The following is a 17,489-nucleotide window of genomic DNA, read 5'->3' on the forward strand; positions in this document are numbered from 1 at the left end:
TACTCGGCGCGCTAGTGTGCGCCCATGTCGATCTGGTCCCGCATATCCGAGGCGCTGAGCGCGCTTGCCAAAGGTGAAAGCCTGACGGCCGTTTTTGAGAAGCTACGCACGCCGCCCGAACGTTCGGTGGCCTTCGCGATTGCTGTGATCGCCTTGGGCGCAAAGATGGCCAAGGCGGACGGGCAGGTGACCCGCGACGAGGTGACCGCTTTTCGCGAGGTGTTTCGTATTCCGCCGGAGGAAGAGGCCGGCGCGGCGCGCGTGTTCAACATGGCCCGGACGGATGTGGCCGGGTATCAGGAATACGCACGCAAGATCGCGCGCATGTTCGCCGAAGACAGCACCACCCTGTGCGACCTAATGGAGGGGCTGTTTCACATCGCCATGGCGGACGGGTTCTATCACCCCAACGAGAACGAGTTTCTGGAGGATGTGGCGCGGATTTTTGGCCAGACCGATGCACAGTTCAAAGCCCTGCGTGCGCGCTTCGTTCCAGATGCGCCCAAGGATCCCTACACCGTTCTGGGCGTGACCCCTGACACTCCGCTCCCCGAGATCCGAAAAGTCTGGCGCAGGCTTGTGCGTGACACACATCCAGATGCGATGATGGCCCGTGGTGTTCCCGAAGAAGCAATTCGGCTTGCCGAGAAAAAGATGATCGACATCAACCGCGCCTGGGATGAAATCAACGGCGCGCGGGTCTGAGGCGATGCGTCTGGCGACCTACAATATCGAATGGTTCGCCAATTTGTTCGACCGCAATGATGAACTGGTTGTCGATGACAGTTGGTCGGGCCGGCACAATGTCACCAAGGCACAGCAGATCGAGGCCATTGCGACGGTGCTGACCGCCGTCGACGCCGACGCCATGCTGATCGTCGAGGCGCCGAATACGGGCAAATCGCAAAACACTGTGCGTGCCTTGCAGCATTTCGCCGAGACGTTCGATCTGCGTACATCCAATGCGATCATGGGTTTCGCCAACGATACGCATCAAGAACTGGCCCTCTTGTATGATCCCGAGGCCCTGACCGCCCGGCACGACCCGAAAGGAGTGCAAGATGGCGGCCACGATCCCGACGATCTCCCACGCTTTGACCGCGAGTTTCGGATCGATCTGGACATTGACGCGACCGAGGATCTGGTGCGGTTTTCAAAACCACCCATGGAACTGGCGGTCCGAACCCGGGCCGGGTTCGAGTTCCGGTTGATCGGTGCACATCTGAAGTCCAAGGCACCGCACGGTGCCCAATCGCGCGACGAAGCCTTGCGCATCTCTATCGCCAACCGCCGCAAGCAGTTGGCGCAGGCTGTCTGGCTGTCGCGCCGGGTGCGCGCGCACATAGCCGCTGCTGAACCGGTGATCTTGCTGGGCGACTTGAATGACGGGCCGGGATTGGATGAATTCGAACATCTTTTCGGGCGGTCATCGGTGGAAATCCTTCTGGAAACCGGCCTGTACGATCCGCATCCCGCACAGGCACTTCGACCTCGGCCGGGCTGGATCCCATCGACCGCGCGCTTTGCCCGCCCGAAGGAAGGCCAATATCTTGAGGCGTTGTTGGACTACATCATGATCAGCGAGGATCTGAGGGTCCGCAGTCCGGTCTGGCGCATCTGGCACCCGTTCCGGGACGAGCACTGCTGGACGGTGCCGGAGTTGCGCGATGCCTTGGTCACGGCCTCAGATCATTTTCCGGTGACGCTGGACATCGACATCTGACCCTTTCAACAACTGATCCCGCCCCTTATATTTCAGGTCATGAAACGATTGATGCTGATAGGTGCCACGGCCCTTTTTGCCGCGCCGGCCGCGGCCCAGGACGAAGGCGGTAAGTCCCTGATGGAGCAGGGGGCCGAGCTGTTCTTCGAAGGCCTGCGAAAGGAAATGGAGCCCGCGCTCGAGGATCTTCTGGGGCTTGCCGAGCAATTCGGCCCGGCCATGCAGTCCTTTATTGAGGAGATGGGCCCGGCCCTTGCCGAGATCGGCGGCAAGGTCAAGGACTGGAGCGCCTATGAGGCGCCCGAAATGCTGCCCAATGGCGACATTATCATCCGCAGGAAACCGGACGCCCCCGACCAGCCCGATGAGGTTGCTCCCAAGGAGGACGACGAAGGTGCAACCGATATCTGATCGTCCGGATCAGCCCTGCATTTTGACTATCGGGCGTGATTTGAGCGCGTTCGCCAGTGACTCGAATCTTGCCTCGGCCACTTCGTTGAACAAAGGGCTGAGCGACTTGGGCAGGTAAAACTCCAGTTCGCGCTTCTTGGGGTAGAACCGCAGCTTGCCAGTGGCCGCGTCGTTCTGCATCCACAGCATTGCGCCGAAACGCATGGCCTTTCCCAGAATCTCGGCCTGCTTCTGGTCGCGCTCGTCCAGCAGTTCGTACAGAGGGGCGAAGCGGTTGCCCTCTCGCTTGTTCCGGTAACGATGCTGCAGGGCAAGTCCGATGAAGACACGTTCCGAGTGTTTCAGGCCGCCCAGGTTGGCGCGAGTCACATTGTCGAAACAGACCTCGGCCCGATAATCGGGGTGGGCGCGCCAGCTGACATCGTGCAACAGGCAGGCTGCCTTGATCAGCCGAACTCGGGCAGGAGGGGCGGACCGGAACAGCGGCATCACGAAATCATAAAGATGCGGCCCGAAACCGGGCAGCCGAGCGTCCTTTTGCTCCGAGAACCGGCAGGCCTCGATCAACGGGTCGCAATCCCGCAGAATCTGCGGCATCTGCTCATACAGCAGGCCCTCGCGGATACCATAGCTGGATATTGCGATGTCTTTGGGTTTGAAGGTGCGGATCAGCCGCGACAGCACGTCCATGGCATACGGAATCAGGGCCATCCGCGAGCTTGAGACCCCAGCCTGAGAGCGCAGGTGTTCGTGGTCGCCCTTTTCGATGTATTTGATCGTTTCGCGCACCTGCTTGGTGGTCATGCGGTATTCGTGCAGCACGTTCAGCGGATATCCGCGGCGCAGCATGTCCAACCTTGCAAAGGCTCGCCAGCTTCCGCCGACCAGGAACAGTCGGTCGCGCTGCGGCCCCATCTGGTCACGAAGCGCCTCGAGTGTTTCCTTGATGTGGGCTTTGCGGGCGCGGCGTCCGCCCTTGATATCCCGGAGTTTGAGCGGCCCCAGAGACGAGGACACGCACCGTCCGACCGATCCGCCGCTGATCTCTGCCAGCTCCATGGACGAACCGCCGATGTCGCAGATCAGGCCGTAGGCGCCCGGCCAGCCCAGTAGGACGCCCTGTGCCGACAATCGGGCCTCTTCCTCGCCGTCGATGACCGAGATATGCAGCCCTGTCTCGGCCAGAACCTCCTGACAGAACTCTGGACCGTCTTCCGCCTCGCGCACGGCGGCGGTGGCTACAACGTGCAGTCCGGGCAGGCCAAGATCGCGGGACAGGTGTTCAAAGCGCCGCAGCGCCGCCAGCGCACGTACGCGACCGCGCGGGTTCAGCCTGCCGGTTTCCGACAGCCCGGCGCCAAGCTCGCACATGACTTTTTCGTTGTAGAAATAAGCGGGTGACCGGGCCGCGCCGTCAAAGATAACCATCCGAACCGAGTTCGATCCGACATCGACCACGCCAACGCGCGAGAGATCTCGGATTCCCGGATGGTCGAACAGCGGTCTTCCGAATGGTCCCCAGTCCGGGATCCTTGCAGCGCTCTGTTCCATGATCTCCCCAACGTTGCCTCGCGCAGGATGCGAAATCGGACCCCACGGGTCAATCACCGGAAACCGCCGTGTCGATTTCGTTGTTCAGAACGCGCACGGCCAAGGTCCGTGTGATCTCGCGCTTTTCTGCCAAAGCGACCTGATCAAGTTGGGCCACCACCTCGGCTGCGGTTTCAAACCGGCGATCCATGTGCTTGACGAGGTAGGCGATGACGTCCGGCCCCGGGTTCAGCTGTCGGTCGACGAACAGCTTGGCCAGAACCGCGCACAGCAAGGCATCATCGGGCGGATCAAGCGCCACATGATGGGCACCTTCCACCCGGCTCTGCAGGTCGGCCAGCGGCAGTTCCCAGTATTTGGGGGCAAGGCGCCCGGTCATCAGCAGGGCATGCCCCTCGGCCAGAACCAGATTGTGCAGGTGAAACAGGGTTTTCTGCTGGTCTATATCCCCGGCGATCATCGGGATGTCCTCGACCGCCACGGGACTTTGCGCAAGCGCGGGAACATCTTCGTGTTTCAGATCAGCGGCCTGCACGATACGCCCGCCTGTCTCGGCGGCCCAGACATGTGCAAGATGGGTTTTGCCCGATCCGGCCGGGCCGCTCAGGACCAGCTTGTTGCCCGGCCAAGAATTGGCCGAAATCATTGCGACGGCCAGCGCATTCGCGGGAGATACGAAAAAATCCTCGCGCCCCAGCGCCGTCATCGCCGGAAGATCAAAGCTCAGCTGTTTGGCCATTCACTCGCTTTCCGGATCCAGCTCGTCACGCCCCGTGTACAGGCGGCTTGTCAGATATTGCGAAGTTCCGAAACGTGCAAGCACGCCCAAGGCCGCAGCGACTGGAACGGCGATCAGCATGCCGACAAACCCGAATAGCGCGCCAAAAACGGACAAGGCCAGAAGCAACCAGACCGGGTGCAGCCCGACCGAGTCACCAACCAGTTTGGGCGTCAGGAAATTGCCTTCGACGACTTGGCCGATGGCGAATATCCCTGCCACCAGACCGATCGAGGCCCAGTCACCCCAGAATTGGAATAGCGCCAAGCCAATGGCCAGCGTACCGCCGATCAATGCGCCCAGATAGGGAATGAAGGTGACCAACCCGGCGATGAAACCGACCACCAGGCCGAATTGTAGGCCGACGATCATCAAGGCAACGGCGTAGTAGGTGCCCAGGATAAGGCAAACCGTACCCATGCCGCGCACGAACGAGGCAAGAACAGCGTCAATATCGGCGGCCAGCTTGCGGATCGTCGGCGCATGGTCCCGGGGCAGCAGATCGTTGATCCGGGCGATCATCCGGTCCCAGTCCAGCAAAAGGTAGACGGCCACGACGGGCACAATCACCAGAAGGACCACGATGTTCACCGCTGACCCGACCGAAGCCATGACCGTTTCGAGGATGTCGCCTGTTTTACCCTTCAGCGTGTCGCCCATTGAAAGAAGGAACTGGTGGGTGTTCGATTCCCGGTCCAACAGCGACGGGAATTGCCGCTCGACGAAGGCTCGCATTTCCTGGAACAGGCTGGGCAGTACGTCCACCAGATCGATCAGCTGAGTGATCAGGGCCGGAACCACCATCAGGATCATCAAGGCAAAGGCAAGAATACTGAAGACGGTAATGATCGCCGTCGCAGCCGCGCGGGAGAGCCCCATGTTCTCCAGCCGATCGGCTACGGGATCCAGGAAATAGGCCACTGCGCCGCCGATCACGAATGGCAGCAGAACGTCGCCCAGCAGCCACAACAGCAATATGAATATCGCAGCGGCGATGCCCCAATATCTGAATTGATCCCGAACCGGCAACGCCATCGCGGCCTCCTGACTGCGTCGTTGCCCTTGTTCTTGGCTGATGAAGGCCCGCGATGCAAGCGGTTCATGGATCAGTGTTTTTGTGTCTCAGTCGTGCAGAGTGCCCAGTTCCGGCGTGTCTTCGGCAGCGGTCTCGTCGGACCAGTTGGTGCGCCAGATCTCGGCGGACCAGTGACCGCAATGCACGGACGGGCGGTCAAATCCCGGCAGCGGCGGCAGCAGCGGAGAAACCACCACGTCGTGCCTTGGTGCCGCGAAATAGGGAAAAGAGTAGCGCTCCTTTCCGGATCGGTTGACCACGCGGTGCGGGGTCGATTTCAGGCGCCCGCCGGACCAGAGCTCGAGCATGTCCCCGATGTTGACGACAAACCCACCAGTTGGGCAGTCGGGAGTGATCCAGCCGCCGCCCCGCGTCTGGACCTCCAGCCCACCCACCGGGTCGGGGGCGATGATGGTCAACGCGTCGGTGTCCTTGTGGGGGTGGATGCCATAACCGTCCTCTTCCGGGGCCTGCGGCGGGTAGTGCAGCAAAGTCATGTTGGTCAACGGGTCGCGGAACGCATTCCGTAGGCAACCCGCAGGCAGTTTCAGCCCGGCCTCCAACGCGCCCAGCAAGCTGTCGGCCACCTGATCCAATCGCACCCAGTATTCAAGGATTGTGCCCTGCGCGTCCGGTACCTCTGCGGGCCAGAGGTTGGGTCCGTACAGCGCGCAATCCCGGCGGATGGGCGCATCCTCGGCCACTTCGTGGTGCAGCTTGTAGCCCTCATACTTGTCCGCATGTCCCGACCCGTCATTGGGCGTGAAGAACCCCATCGGGATATATCCGCGATAGTTCTCGCGGGTGATCGCCTGCTGCCATTTGTTGGCTTCGTTCACGTCGAAGATTGCGCGAACGCAAGCCCGGACCCTCTCGACCAGCTCTGGCGGGATGCCGGTGCCGGTGATCGAAAGGAAACCTATCCCGGTGCACGCATCCATAACCTGCTGGACGGTATTTCCGTGGTCAGGGTGGGCCTCCTGCATCAAGGGCGCAATGTCGATCGTCGGGATGTGTTCCATCAGTGGATCCTCACGCCTTGTCTGTCCAATTCGGAATGAACCGGGGTCAGGTTCAATTCGGACAGCTCCTGATTGCTTTTCAGTGCGATGGCGGCCGCGATGCCGGCCCCTTGGCCCATCACCGCGCAGCAGGCCATGTTGCGTGTCGCTGCGTGGGCGACGCGGTCGGCCCCGTGAGACCGGCCAGCCACCAGCAGCCCGCGCACCCCCTTGGGCAGCATCGAGCGGTAGGGTACCTGCATATAGCGCCCGGTGGTGGGCAGGATCAGGATGCCGTAACCGTCGATGAACTCGGGGTAGATGCCGATCGTGTCGCCGAACCGGCCCTGATGGCGCACGTCGTCCTCGGTCATGTTGTAGACCGCGTCGATCTTGCGGGTGTCACGGATGCCGATGGTCATGCCGAAGTTGCGCAGCCGTGCGTTTTCGCATCCGGGCATGAACCTACGCAGAGCGTCAATCGCCAGCATGGTCTGGCGGCGGCCCTCGATCTCGCCCCTGGTCAGGCTGTCCGGGTCTGTTCCGTCGATCCCGGCCAGGTGGATCAGGTTCATGTAGGTCAGCTCGCCTGTGTCATGCATTGCGCCCCAGGTGCCCGCGATGGTGTTGAGATGCGCCGGGATCAGGCCTTGGTCGATTGCCTGCTGGAACGGCTTGTAGACGAAGGGCGAAAACATGTCGTCCTCTTTGCCGCTGGTCTCGATGTTCCATTCGCCGCCGCCGCCCCAGTCCTTGTAGGTCTGCGGGTCGGCCTTTACGCCATCCATGAAGGCGCGCTTGTCGACCCCGGCCAAGTGGAACATGACCGAGGCCGCCATCATCTGTTCCGGCTCGGTCTTGCGGGTTGGGGCGCCGGCACGGTGGGCCACGTCGGCATCGCCGGTGGCGTCGATCACGATGCGGGCAAGGATCGCCTCGCGCCCCGCCTTCGACTCGGTGATCACACCGGTGATCCGGTCGCCGTCCATGATCGGGGCCACGAACTGGCGATGCAGCATCGGGCGGACCCCGGCCTCTTCCACCAACCGATCGGCCACCAGCTTGAAACCCTCGCTGTCCAACTCGTAGCTCAGCGATTGGCTTTCCGGGACCGCCGCGCCCATCTCCTTGGCGCGTTGCTCGAACTCCCATCCGATGCCGCCAGCCTCGATGGTCTTGTCGTGCCGGTACCAGGCAAAGCCCTCGACCCCGACGGCGGTGATATTGCCGCCCATGCAGCCAAAACGGTCCAGCAGAGCGACCTCGGCCCCGGCGCGCGCGGCAGCAAGCGCCGCGGCCAGCCCTGCCGGGCCAGAGCCCACCACCAGTACGTCAGTCTTGTGCACCACGGGGATGTCTCGGGCGGGTTCGCGGATGGTCTGCATTGGAGCCTCGTCTTCAGAAGTTTTCCCACTGTTTCGAGGCCTGATTGGCGGGTCAATCAAAATTCCGACTTACCTGAGGTCGCAAATCCGCCATTGCCCGATTGCCCCCGGCGGGGCTTTCGCATAATCACGTGGCCGTGGAATTCTCACCTGCAAGGTAAAAACATGCGCCTCAGCCGTTACTTTCTGCCCGTACTCAAGGAAAACCCGTCCGAGGCCCAGATCGTCAGCCACCGGCTGATGCTGCGCGCCGGGATGATCAAGCAGGCTGCCGCCGGGATCTATTCGTGGCTGCCGCTGGGTTTCAAGGTGCTGCGCAAACTGGAAAACATCGTGCACGAGGAACAGATCCGCGCCGGGCACATCCCGATCCAGATGCCGATCCTGCAATCGGCCGATCTGTGGCGGGAATCCGGGCGATATGATGATTATGGTCAGGAAATGCTGCGTATGCAGGACCGCCACGGCCGCGATATGCTCTATACCCCCACCGCCGAGGAACTGGTCACCGACATCTTCCGCGGTCACGTCAGCAGCTACAAGGACCTGCCGCTGACCCTGTACCAGATCCAGTGGAAGTTCCGCGACGAGATCCGCCCCCGTTTCGGCGTGATGCGCGGCCGCGAATTTTACATGAAGGACGGCTACAATTTCGACCTGACGAAAGAAGACGCGCTGCACGCCTACAACCGCCACCTGGTCAGCTATCTGCGCACCTATGAACGCATGGGGCTGCAGGCGATCCCGATGCGCGCGGACAGCGGCCCGATCGGCGGTGACGACACGCATGAATTCCTGGTGTTGGCCGATACCGGCGAATCCGAGGTGTTCTATGACAGCGCGGTTACTGATATCCGTCTGGGCGAGCGCGACATCGACTATGACGACAAGGCCCAGTGCCAGGCGATCATGGAGGAGTTCACCTCGCTCTATGCCCGCACGGACGAAACCCATGACGAGGCCCTGTTCCAGCAGGTGCCCGAGGAACGTCGCCGCAGCGCGCGTGGCATCGAGGTTGGGCAGATCTTCTATTTCGGCACCAAGTATTCCGAGCCGATGGGCGCCACGGTGCAAGGCCCCGACGGCAAGCAGGTTCCGGTGCACATGGGCAGCCACGGCATCGGCGTCAGCCGACTGATCGGTGCGATCATCGAGGCCAGCCACGACGACAAGGGCATCATCTGGCCCGAGGGCGTGACCCCGTTCCACTGCGGCATCGTCAACCTGAAACAGGGCGATGACGAGGCCGACGCGGCCTGTGACAAGATCTACAAGGCCCTGACGGCGCTTGGGCTCGAGCCGCTCTATGACGACCGCAACGAGCGGGCAGGGGGCAAGTTTGCCACGATGGACCTGATCGGCCTGCCCTGGCGTATCACCGTCGGCCCGCGCGGGTTGAAGAACGGGGTGGTCGAACTGACCAGCCGCCGCACGGGCGAAAGCGAAGAGCTGAGCCCCGAGGCCGCCGTAACCCGCATTGCCGAGATCTATGAGCGCTCCGTCTGAAACCGGTGACGCGCCGCTGATCTCGGTGATCACGGCAACTTGGAACCTGCTGTCCCAAGGGCGTCAGGACACATTTCCTCGCGTCATCGAATGCTTGGCGCGGCAGAATTGCGACCGTTCCGAGCACATCATTCAGGACGGAGCATCGACGGACGGGACGGTCGAATTCATTCAGGATTTGATCGCCGACGCTCCGCGCACGCGGCTGATCAGTGAACCGGACCAAGGCCTGTACGACGCGATGAATCGCGGCGTCAAGGCCGCACGCGGCGAATACGTGCTGTTCCTCAATTCCGACGACTCGTTGGCAGCGGATGATGTTCTGAACCGGGCGGCCGAGCGATTGACCGCGACCAACCCCGACTATCTTTTTGGGTCAACCCTGCACCGGTCCGCTGACGGTGGCGAAAAGATGGAAAAACGGATGTCGGTCAAAGCCATCCTTCAGCGGATGCCGTTTTGCCATAACTCTGTTTTTTTGCGGCGAGATGTTTTTCAGGAATTGGGTGGACACGACACTCAGTTCCGTATTGCTGGCGATTATGACCTGATGCTGCGACTGGTTGCCGGGGGCTATCGCGGCGAAAGGATGGATGAGCCGATTTCATTGTTCTGGGACCGGGGCGAGACCAGCGACCAGCAAGCGACGGGGCAGGACTATGCCCGAGTCTGGCAACGGTTCTTTGCCGATTATCGTGCGGCACAAGGATTGGATCTGGATGATTTCGCGGAGTTCTATCGCCGCGGGCATATGCCGGCAAACCTGCTCATCGAGGTGCTGAGGCGCCCGGAAACGCCACTGCCGATCCGGCGGGCCGCCAAACACGGCCTTGCCAAGTCTCTACGCAGGTCCGTCCAGTTCTGGCGGCGGTACTAGGACCCGCCCGTCGCCGGACGCGCGCGAAGTAGTTCCCCATCCGCCCTGTCACCTCGGGCGACTACGACGGGGCGGCCCATACGTCGGACCAGATCCTTCAATTCGATGTCCAGGAACCGCAACCCGCAAAGCCGTTTGCCGGTCGCCCGGTCCATCAGGCACATGCGCCCGCTTTGGAATGCCAGGCGATAGCCTTTTTCGCGCAGCGTGTCGGCTAGACTGGCCCAACTGGCCGCACCGGCAAACAGCGGTCGGATGACGGCCCGCAGCAACGCTGCGGTTTCGCAATCCATGTCCTGAGAAGTGATCGTCGTGGCTGGCGCACCAACCTGTTCAATTTCCTTTTCAATATTCATGAGCGACCCCCGCTCTTTAAAATGTATTCCCCCACAATCAGGGTGCCAAAATTTCTTAAAAGAAGCAAAATGCGAAACAAAGTTGCTGTGAAAATGTTGCATTTCAAGTTCAGTTTAATGTCTGAACCTCACATTGACTTCATACCTGAAACAATAAGGGCCTGTCTGTGATGGGCTTCACAACCAGCGGTATAATCGTCTTTCGAAAATCATCCGCTGCTGGAATTTGCGCCCGATGGCTGATTCTGCGCCAACACGGCAAAGCGGATTTGGCGGCCGGTCGAGAAGCTGATACAGCGGCGCCAAGTGATTATGAAAGGCAACCCGACCGTGCTGAGTTTTGCCACGATAGTGTATTCCAAGGATTACCCGCTGCTCGAGTTGCAGGCGCGTTCTTTTGCGCGATTTGCTGATCCGGCCAAGGTTGCATCCATCCATGTTGTCCTGAATGACGTCGACGAAACCGCATTGCGGGCGCGTATCGAGCCCATATTGGCGGCCTACGGTCCTTTGCAATCCAAGGTTCGGGTCGTCGGGGGCGATGACCTTCTGCTTGGGGCAGGTCAATGCGCCTGGCGTTCACTGGGCGACCGGCTTCTGATTGAAGGACGGCACCGTATCCCTTTCGTGCGAAAGGGGGGCTGGCGCGGCAACAACGGATACCGCGCGCAGCAGGTGCTCAAGCTGGGTGCCGCACGGATCGCCGAGGCGGAGCAGATGGTTATCCTGGACACCAAAAACCTGTTTCTGCGGACTTTCACTGAGTCAGAGTTCTTTTCGGATGGCGGAGCCGCCCGGCTTCCGTTCATTTCGGTCAACAGCGACTTTCACCGCAACTGGCTGCAGCAGAGCCTGGACGCTTTGCAGGTCACCGTTCCGGATATCGAGGCTTTGAAGACCACGACGTTTTCGACGCCGTTCCCGGTGCGTAGGTCGTTGGTTCTGGAGATGTTGGACGAGATCAACGAACACTACGGTTCGGTGCAGTCGCTCTTCGGATCGCGCCGTAGACCCTCGGAATTCATGCTGCTGAATGCATTTTGCCTCCGGTCGGATCTGGCTTTGCGCCCGTGGTTCGAGGACGCAACCAGCACTGCGCTGGGGCTTTGGCCGACCTATTCGCAACAGAAGCTGGAAGACCTGATCGCCAGGATCGACGAACCGGAACTGTTGAGCCTTGGTCTACACAACCGGGCGGTTTCCATGCTGACGCCTGAAACCCAAGATCGCTTGTTCGATGCCTTGGCGCGTCGGGGGATCAGTGATCGTGAGACGACCCAGTCCGTGCTGAGTGCAACTGCGTCGCTGGCCGGTTGAACGGGCGCGTACATCCAGAACCGGCTTGACCATCCAGCCAAATCCCGAAAATGTCCCCACCACAGATTTGCCGGAGCAGGAATGGCCAGAACACCCCCTCCCTTTGCCGCCTTCGAATGGAAGATCGCCTGGCGCTATCTGCGCGCCCGGCGTGCCGAAGGCGGTGTAAGCGTGATGACGTGGATCTCGTTGATCGGGATCACGCTGGCCGTGTTCGCGCTGATCGCCACGCTGGCGGTCCGGTCAGGGTTCCGGTCCGAATTCGTGGGCACCATTCTTGGGGCCAACGCTCATGTAACAGTCTACTCGGCCGGCGAACTGGACGCGCAAGGGCAGGTTGATCGCACCATAGTTGATTTCGACGCCATGGCCGAGCGCATCGCGCGGGTGCCGGGCGTTCAACGCGCTGCGCCGCTGGTCAAGGGGCAGGTCCTGATCACCAACCGCGATCGCAGCAGCGGGGTCGAGGTGTTCGGTATCCGCCCCGACGACCTCTACAGCCTGCCCGGTATTGCCGAAAGCGATCAGGCCTACGGCGACCTGTCCCGGTTCGAAGAGGGGATCGCCATCGGCTCGGGCGTGGCCCGCGCCATCGGTGCAACGGTGGGGGATCGGGTCAAGCTGACCTCGCCCAACGGGGTCAAGACCGCCTTCGGTACCTCGCCCCGCGTGAGTGCCTATGAAGTCGTCTACGTGTTTTCGGCCGGGCGCTATGACATCGACCGCACCCGCGTTTACATGCCGTTTTCCGAGGCGCAGAGCTTTTTCAACCGCGAGGGCGTCGCCGACGAGATCGAAGTGATGGTCGATCGCCCCGAGGACCTGAACCCCATCCTGATCCCTATCCTTGAGGCGGCGGGAGAACGCTCGCAGATCTGGACATGGCAGGATGCCTCAGGCGGTTTTCTGCGCGCGCTCGAGGTCGAGGACAACGTGATGTTCATCATCCTGTCGATCCTCGTGCTGATCGCCGCGATGAACATCGTCTCGGGGCTGATCATGCTGGTGAAAAACAAGGGCCGCGACATCGGCATCCTGCGCACTATCGGGCTGAGCGAGGGTTCGGTGCTGCGGGTGTTCTTCATCTGTGGCGCCTTCACCGGGATCATAGGCACCGCGATGGGCGTCATCCTGGGCTGCCTGTTCGCGCTCTATATCGATCCGATCTTCTCTTTCGTGAACTACGTGATGGGCGGCGGCGTCTGGGATCCGGCGATCCGCGGCATCTATGCCTTGCCGGCCGAGCTGCACCTGTCGGACGTGCTCAAGGCGGTGGGGCTGTCGCTGGGCCTGTCCTTCTTCGTCACCTATTTCCCGGCCCGCCGTGCGGCGCGGCTGAACCCGGTCGAGGCGCTGCGCTATGAATGATGTCACCTTGCGTCTGACCGGCCTGACCAAGACCTATTTGAAAGGCACGCCCGCCGAGGTGCAGGTGCTGCGCGGCGCCGATCTGGAGCTGCGGGCGGGCGAGGCGGTGGCGCTTGTGGCGCCTTCGGGGGCGGGCAAGTCGACCCTTCTGCATATCGCCGGACTTCTGGATACGCCGGATTTCGGGACGGTCGAAATCGGCGGGCAGGATGCGACCGGCAAGGGCGACCGTACCCGCACCGCGATGCGTCGGCGGGATGTGGGTTTTGTCTATCAGTTTCATCACCTGCTGCCGGAATTCACCGCGCTGGAAAATGTCGTGCTTCCGCAATTGGCCAACGGGGTGTCCGACAGGGCGGCCAAGGCCCGCGCGATGGATCTGCTGGGACGTGTCGGCGTCGCCGAACGTGCCGACCACCGCCCGGCAGCTTTGTCGGGGGGCGAGCAGCAGCGGGTGGCCTTCTGCCGGGCCCTAGCCAATGAACCGCGTGTCCTGCTGGCGGACGAGCCAACAGGGAATCTGGACCCGGGTACCTCGGATCAGGTCTTTGCCGCGCTGATGGATTTGGTGCGCGAGTCCGGCCTGTCGGCGTTGATTGCCACGCACAACCTTGACCTTGCGGCGCGTATGGACCGGATGCTGCGGCTGGATGGGGGTGTGCTCAGGCCAGCTGAGTGATCGCGACGCCTACGGCCATCACCGCGATCCCGCCGGCGCGCATCAGGGTCAGCGGTGTGACCTGCGCGCCGAAAAGGCCGAAATGGTCGATGGCCGCGGTGCTGATCAACTGCCCCAACAGCACGAAGAACACCGCGTTGCCGACGCCGAAATGCGGTGCGACGTGGGTAATGGATAGCACGTAGAAGGCAATCAGAACCCCACCCAACAGCAGATGTTTCGGGGTCTGCGCAACCTTTGCCAAAGCTTGTGTTCCGGGGAACAGCAGCATCACCAGCGCCGAAGATCCAAACGCCACGGCAAACAGGATGACCGCAGCGGTGGTGGGCGAGCCGATCAGCTTTCCGAGCGCCGCATTCAGCGCGGCGAGAATCGGAACTCCGATCCCGGCGGCGAGCATGATGGCTGCATAATGTGTCATGGCCCGGACCCCTTAGCCGATTTCGTTGATCTGGATCATTGCGGGTCGTTACGGTTCGGGCAACCCTGCTTTTGGCGTTAGAACGGAGGAACGCAATGAAACTGTTGACGTTTACGGCATTGGCTATGGCCAGTACGATAGCCGCCACAGGTGCTGAAGCCCAGGATGCCGAAGCCGGGGAGCAGCTTTACCTGCACCACTGCGCCACCTGTCATGGACTGGATGCGACTGGACATGGGCCAATGGCCGGCGTGCTGTTGATCCAACCTACCAATCTGAAGACGCTTGGGAACGCGGGCGGTAAATTTCCGACCGCGCGTGTGGTGCAGCGGATAGACGGCCGTGATCCTCTGGTCAGCCATGGCAGTCCGATGCCGGTCTACGGGCCATATTTCGAAGGGCAGGACACCGCCATCAAGACAGATGCCGGCCAGCCGATCCTGACCAGCAAGCCGATTGCCGATCTGGTCGCGTATCTAAAGACCTTGCAAGGCAAGTGAACCTCATCTGCAGATGCCTTCCACCTTGGCACCGCTCCAAGGGATAACCACGTCGCTTTCTCGCCGGGCACCCGGCAGTTTTTCCGGGGCGAAATGCTTGGCCAGCATGTCATGCAAACGCTGGGTCCGCGGGGCGTCCGGATCCAATGCGCGGCAGCAGACATATTCCTCGACGATGGCGCCCTGCTGTTCAAACCCGTAGTCCAGAAAATCGGCCGAGTTATCCAGATCGAACAGGTAAGGATCCTTGCGGCCACCATGTTCGGCAGCCGCCCGCAACGGGTGATAGCCGGTGGTTTTCCTGTTCTGCCATTGCCAGACATGGGTCAGTTCATGGGCAAAGATCATGGCGGCCACAAGGTTCATCTGGTCGGGGTACCGCGCCATGTAGTCGTCAAGATACCAGTCCTTGGTGAAGTATACCCGGTTGAACAGCGCGATCGCCGCCGGTTTTCCGGTTACGATCTCGTCCTTGACCGGCGGCAGGATACGCTCGCGGCAAGCCAGCCTCGGTCTGGCTTTTCGTTCGTAGGTGATGGAGGCGACCGGCGCGCCTTCGACCAGCCGAACCCGGTCAAGATCCAGCGTTTCGCCTTGAACCTTGCTTGCAAAGGCGCGCTCGTTCTCGGTCAGAGGGCGACCGCAGGACAACAGAGCAAGAAAAAGCAGGATCGAAATCAACCGGACCATGACCAAACCCTAGCCCGCTGTGGTTCGGTCGCAAGCGATTCTAGAGGCTCATCGCAAGCACCCGGCTGATTTCGGTCAACGACCTGCCGGATTGACGCATCCAGGTGTTGAAGGCGTCCTGTACCGCAGCCATCGCTTTCTTGGAGGTGGCTGGCTTGTCGATGACGCCTTCGGCGATCAAACGGGCGGTTACGTCGCGTGACAGGATAAAGCTGTCTCTTCCGGTAAAGCGCATCGCATACTGGGCTGAAGCCCCGCCCAACCGAGAACCACGTTTTGCGAGCATGTCCAAAAGTCCGACATAGTCGGTCGATGGCCAGCCGCCCAACACTTTGCCAACGCCGCCTTCCGTGCGGAGTTCCATAAGAAACGCTGCGTTGTCGCGCACGGTGGCGATCTTGGTGCCGTTGCGCACGATGCGCGTGTCCTGCAACAGCGCGTCGAATTTCTCATCATCCATGAAGGCGCAGCGCCCAACGTCGAACCCGTCAAAGGCCGCCTCGAAACCGTCCCATTTCGCCTCGATGACCTTCCAATTGAAGCCAGCCTGGAAGATGCATTTGGTGATTGTCGAAAGCCACCGATCCTCTGACAGGGCGCCCAATTCCTTGGCGGATTTGGGCTTGGACAGTTTGTCTTCAAGCGCGTGCGGTCCGCCGTGCCGGTCGGCCGCCAGCCCATAGATCTCATCGAAATGGTGCATCGCAAAGCTCCCTTCGCGCCAAATGTTGCCAATTTGTTCCGGTAAATGCAAGGGCAGCCGCCCGGTACGGTCTGCCATTTGGGCAAAACAGTCGGAAAGTCAGGATTTTGCCCCATCGTCACAAGAAATACTCGACAAACGACCCTAATTGGGTTTGTGATTGACTCGTCAATCAATGTCCGGTCTGCGAAACCTCGGGCAAGCCGCCCCATGACACGAGGGCGCGAGAGGAATGAAATGCGGTACCGAGGCCGTTTATTGGGAATGACGCGAACTGTTCGCTTTCCTTTTCCGGCCAAATTTGTGCATGTTGCGACATGGTATTGTCGTTAGACAAGTCAGCCGGCGGGCACGTTTCCGCCGGGGTGGGCAAAACAAAGAAACAGGGAGAAAATCCATGAAAAAACTGAATGTAAGCCTTCTGGCGATCATGGTCGCTGGCGCCGCGCACGCGGCTGACATGGGCGCGGTGGACGAGCCGATCAAACTGGCGATCAACGAGTGGACGGGCCAGCACGTCACCACGCATGTCGCTGCAGAGATGCTCAAGGCCGCCGGTTACCAGGTTGAATTCGTCACCGCGGGCATGTTGAACCAGTTCCAGGCGCTGGCTGACGGGGACATCGATGCCACGCTCGAGATCTGGTCGTCGAACGTGTCGGACGAATACGCCAAGAAAATCGAAGAGGGCACCGTGGTCGAAATCGGCGACCTTGGCCTCGATGCGAAGGAAGGCATCGCATATCCGGCCCATGTCGCCGACCTTTGCCCGGGCCTGCCCGCGTGGGAAGCGCTGAAGGACTGCGCACAGAATTTTGCGACGGCTGAGACCCTGCCGATGGGACGTCTGGTCGACTATCCGGCTGACTGGGGTACGCCCGGGGCAGACCGCATGGTCGGGCTTGAACTGCCGTTCAAGGCTATTCCTGCCGGGTCCGAGGGCGCGCTGATTGCCGAACTCCGCGCTTCGACAGAACGCAAGTCGCCCCTGCTGATCACCTTCTGGCAGCCGCATTGGGCCATGTCGGCCTATGATGTTAAATTCGTTGAGTTGCCGCCGGGTGAAGACGCCTGCTTCAACGATCCGGCCTGGGGGCCAAACCCCAATGCCGTCAATGACTGCGATTTCTCGCCCTCGCGCATCTTCA

At 61.1% G+C, this 17,489-nt stretch carries 19 protein-coding genes; 10 read left to right on the forward strand and 9 right to left on the reverse strand.

Annotated features, from left to right (window positions below):
* Window positions 1–24 precede the first annotated feature (24 nt).
* The 3 genes from AC2FM5_RS03880 to AC2FM5_RS03890 are packed head-to-tail and all read left to right on the forward strand — an operon-like array spanning window position 25 to window position 2,134.
* Window positions 25–705 carry a TerB family tellurite resistance protein gene (locus tag AC2FM5_RS03880; RefSeq protein WP_496734028.1) on the forward strand — a complete coding sequence of 227 codons (681 nt, stop codon included), beginning with the start codon at window positions 25–27 and terminating at the stop codon, window positions 703–705.
* A 4-nt stretch (window positions 706–709) separates the two neighbouring features.
* Window positions 710–1,723 carry an endonuclease/exonuclease/phosphatase family protein gene (locus AC2FM5_RS03885; RefSeq protein WP_170390975.1) on the forward strand — a complete coding sequence of 338 codons (1,014 nt, stop codon included), beginning with the start codon at window positions 710–712 and terminating at the stop codon, window positions 1,721–1,723.
* A 39-nt stretch (window positions 1,724–1,762) separates the two neighbouring features.
* Window positions 1,763–2,134, forward strand: a complete 372-nt coding sequence (locus AC2FM5_RS03890; protein WP_170420359.1) for a hypothetical protein — start codon at window positions 1,763–1,765, stop codon at window positions 2,132–2,134.
* A gap of 9 nt (window positions 2,135–2,143) precedes the next feature.
* On the opposite strand, the gene AC2FM5_RS03895 is transcribed toward AC2FM5_RS03890, so the two are convergent.
* From AC2FM5_RS03895 to AC2FM5_RS03915, 5 genes are all read right to left on the reverse strand, one after another.
* Window positions 2,144–3,685 carry a Ppx/GppA family phosphatase gene (locus tag AC2FM5_RS03895; RefSeq protein WP_170420360.1) on the reverse strand — a complete coding sequence of 514 codons (1,542 nt, stop codon included), beginning with the start codon at window positions 3,683–3,685 and terminating at the stop codon, window positions 2,144–2,146.
* Window positions 3,686–3,734: 49 nt separating this feature from the next.
* Window positions 3,735–4,424, reverse strand: coding sequence for an HdaA/DnaA family protein (locus AC2FM5_RS03900; RefSeq protein WP_170460490.1), 690 nt, complete (start codon window positions 4,422–4,424; stop codon window positions 3,735–3,737).
* Window positions 4,425–5,498 carry an AI-2E family transporter gene (locus tag AC2FM5_RS03905; RefSeq protein WP_170357245.1) on the reverse strand — a complete coding sequence of 358 codons (1,074 nt, stop codon included), beginning with the start codon at window positions 5,496–5,498 and terminating at the stop codon, window positions 4,425–4,427.
* An 87-nt stretch (window positions 5,499–5,585) separates the two neighbouring features.
* Window positions 5,586–6,560: an isopenicillin N synthase family dioxygenase gene (locus tag AC2FM5_RS03910; RefSeq protein WP_496734030.1), complete on the reverse strand. Its 975-nt coding sequence runs from the start codon at window positions 6,558–6,560 to the stop codon at window positions 5,586–5,588.
* Window positions 6,560–7,924, reverse strand: coding sequence for an FAD-dependent oxidoreductase (locus AC2FM5_RS03915; protein ID WP_496734031.1), 1,365 nt, complete (start codon window positions 7,922–7,924; stop codon window positions 6,560–6,562). The genes AC2FM5_RS03910 and AC2FM5_RS03915 overlap by 1 nt, the downstream gene beginning before the upstream one ends.
* A 165-nt stretch (window positions 7,925–8,089) precedes the next feature.
* On the opposite strand from AC2FM5_RS03915, the gene proS reads away from it, so the two are divergent.
* Window positions 8,090–9,430, forward strand: coding sequence for a proline--tRNA ligase (gene proS / locus AC2FM5_RS03920; RefSeq protein WP_170340821.1), 1,341 nt, complete (start codon window positions 8,090–8,092; stop codon window positions 9,428–9,430).
* On the forward strand, window positions 9,414–10,307 hold the full coding sequence (locus AC2FM5_RS03925) for a glycosyltransferase family 2 protein (RefSeq protein ID WP_496734032.1): 894 nt from the start codon (window positions 9,414–9,416) through the stop codon (window positions 10,305–10,307). The genes proS and AC2FM5_RS03925 overlap by 17 nt, the downstream gene beginning before the upstream one ends.
* On the opposite strand, the gene AC2FM5_RS03930 is transcribed toward AC2FM5_RS03925, so the two are convergent.
* Window positions 10,304–10,663: a hypothetical protein gene (locus tag AC2FM5_RS03930; RefSeq protein ID WP_170340824.1), complete on the reverse strand. Its 360-nt coding sequence runs from the start codon at window positions 10,661–10,663 to the stop codon at window positions 10,304–10,306. The two genes, AC2FM5_RS03925 and AC2FM5_RS03930, sit on opposite strands and share 4 nt — an antisense overlap.
* A gap of 312 nt (window positions 10,664–10,975) precedes the next feature.
* On the opposite strand from AC2FM5_RS03930, the gene AC2FM5_RS03935 reads away from it, so the two are divergent.
* From AC2FM5_RS03935 to AC2FM5_RS03945, 3 genes are all read left to right on the forward strand, one after another.
* The gene (locus AC2FM5_RS03935; protein WP_170527880.1) at window positions 10,976–11,980 is read left to right on the forward strand and encodes a DUF6492 family protein; all 1,005 of its coding nucleotides are present in this window, start codon (window positions 10,976–10,978) and stop codon (window positions 11,978–11,980) included.
* An 81-nt stretch (window positions 11,981–12,061) separates the two neighbouring features.
* Window positions 12,062–13,348: a lipoprotein-releasing ABC transporter permease subunit gene (locus tag AC2FM5_RS03940; protein ID WP_170404544.1), complete on the forward strand. Its 1,287-nt coding sequence runs from the start codon at window positions 12,062–12,064 to the stop codon at window positions 13,346–13,348.
* Window positions 13,341–14,027: an ABC transporter ATP-binding protein gene (locus AC2FM5_RS03945; RefSeq protein ID WP_496734033.1), complete on the forward strand. Its 687-nt coding sequence runs from the start codon at window positions 13,341–13,343 to the stop codon at window positions 14,025–14,027. The genes AC2FM5_RS03940 and AC2FM5_RS03945 overlap by 8 nt, the downstream gene beginning before the upstream one ends.
* Here the strand turns inward: AC2FM5_RS03945 and AC2FM5_RS03950 are convergent.
* On the reverse strand, window positions 14,011–14,448 hold the full coding sequence (locus AC2FM5_RS03950) for a DMT family transporter (protein ID WP_170340233.1): 438 nt from the start codon (window positions 14,446–14,448) through the stop codon (window positions 14,011–14,013). The two genes, AC2FM5_RS03945 and AC2FM5_RS03950, sit on opposite strands and share 17 nt — an antisense overlap.
* Before the next feature lie 95 nt (window positions 14,449–14,543).
* Here AC2FM5_RS03950 and AC2FM5_RS03955 point away from each other — a divergent pair, with 95 nt between their 5' ends.
* The gene (locus tag AC2FM5_RS03955) at window positions 14,544–14,948 is read left to right on the forward strand and encodes a c-type cytochrome (protein WP_170598535.1); all 405 of its coding nucleotides are present in this window, start codon (window positions 14,544–14,546) and stop codon (window positions 14,946–14,948) included.
* Between the two features lie 3 nt (window positions 14,949–14,951).
* On the opposite strand, the gene AC2FM5_RS03960 is transcribed toward AC2FM5_RS03955, so the two are convergent.
* Both AC2FM5_RS03960 and AC2FM5_RS03965 read right to left on the reverse strand, forming a co-directional pair.
* The gene (locus AC2FM5_RS03960; protein ID WP_496734034.1) at window positions 14,952–15,638 is read right to left on the reverse strand and encodes a hypothetical protein; all 687 of its coding nucleotides are present in this window, start codon (window positions 15,636–15,638) and stop codon (window positions 14,952–14,954) included.
* A gap of 40 nt (window positions 15,639–15,678) precedes the next feature.
* Window positions 15,679–16,341 (reverse strand): DNA-3-methyladenine glycosylase I, encoded by a 663-nt coding sequence (locus tag AC2FM5_RS03965; RefSeq protein WP_170357254.1) that lies wholly within the window; start codon window positions 16,339–16,341, stop codon window positions 15,679–15,681.
* 397 nt (window positions 16,342–16,738) lie between these two features.
* Between AC2FM5_RS03965 and AC2FM5_RS03970 the strand changes: the two genes are divergently transcribed.
* Window positions 16,739–17,489: ABC transporter substrate-binding protein (locus AC2FM5_RS03970; RefSeq protein ID WP_496734035.1), on the forward strand; the 751-nt coding region annotated here is incomplete at its 3' end.

Source organism: Ruegeria sp. BHSA162, from assembly GCF_059613385.1.

Coding starts and splice junctions, on each gene's coding strand:
- AC2FM5_RS03900 (WP_170460490.1), bottom strand. CDS start 4,424: ATGGCCAAACAGCTGAGCTTTGATCTTCCGGCGATGACGGCGCTGGGG.
- AC2FM5_RS03930 (WP_170340824.1), bottom strand. CDS start 10,663: ATGAATATTGAAAAGGAAATTGAACAGGTTGGTGCGCCAGCCACGACG.
- AC2FM5_RS03950 (WP_170340233.1), bottom strand. CDS start 14,448: ATGACACATTATGCAGCCATCATGCTCGCCGCCGGGATCGGAGTTCCG.
- AC2FM5_RS03965 (WP_170357254.1), bottom strand. CDS start 16,341: ATGCACCATTTCGATGAGATCTATGGGCTGGCGGCCGACCGGCACGGC.
- AC2FM5_RS03890 (WP_170420359.1), top strand. CDS start 1,763: ATGAAACGATTGATGCTGATAGGTGCCACGGCCCTTTTTGCCGCGCCG.
- proS (WP_170340821.1), top strand. CDS start 8,090: ATGCGCCTCAGCCGTTACTTTCTGCCCGTACTCAAGGAAAACCCGTCC.
- AC2FM5_RS03935 (WP_170527880.1), top strand. CDS start 10,976: ATGAAAGGCAACCCGACCGTGCTGAGTTTTGCCACGATAGTGTATTCC.
- AC2FM5_RS03885 (WP_170390975.1), top strand. CDS start 710: ATGCGTCTGGCGACCTACAATATCGAATGGTTCGCCAATTTGTTCGAC.
- AC2FM5_RS03880 (WP_496734028.1), top strand. CDS start 25: ATGTCGATCTGGTCCCGCATATCCGAGGCGCTGAGCGCGCTTGCCAAA.
- AC2FM5_RS03915 (WP_496734031.1), bottom strand. CDS start 7,924: ATGCAGACCATCCGCGAACCCGCCCGAGACATCCCCGTGGTGCACAAG.
- AC2FM5_RS03895 (WP_170420360.1), bottom strand. CDS start 3,685: ATGGAACAGAGCGCTGCAAGGATCCCGGACTGGGGACCATTCGGAAGA.
- AC2FM5_RS03925 (WP_496734032.1), top strand. CDS start 9,414: ATGAGCGCTCCGTCTGAAACCGGTGACGCGCCGCTGATCTCGGTGATC.
- AC2FM5_RS03945 (WP_496734033.1), top strand. CDS start 13,341: ATGAATGATGTCACCTTGCGTCTGACCGGCCTGACCAAGACCTATTTG.
- AC2FM5_RS03905 (WP_170357245.1), bottom strand. CDS start 5,498: ATGGCGTTGCCGGTTCGGGATCAATTCAGATATTGGGGCATCGCCGCT.
- AC2FM5_RS03940 (WP_170404544.1), top strand. CDS start 12,062: ATGGCCAGAACACCCCCTCCCTTTGCCGCCTTCGAATGGAAGATCGCC.
- AC2FM5_RS03960 (WP_496734034.1), bottom strand. CDS start 15,638: ATGGTCCGGTTGATTTCGATCCTGCTTTTTCTTGCTCTGTTGTCCTGC.
- AC2FM5_RS03955 (WP_170598535.1), top strand. CDS start 14,544: ATGAAACTGTTGACGTTTACGGCATTGGCTATGGCCAGTACGATAGCC.
- AC2FM5_RS03910 (WP_496734030.1), bottom strand. CDS start 6,560: ATGGAACACATCCCGACGATCGACATTGCGCCCTTGATGCAGGAGGCC.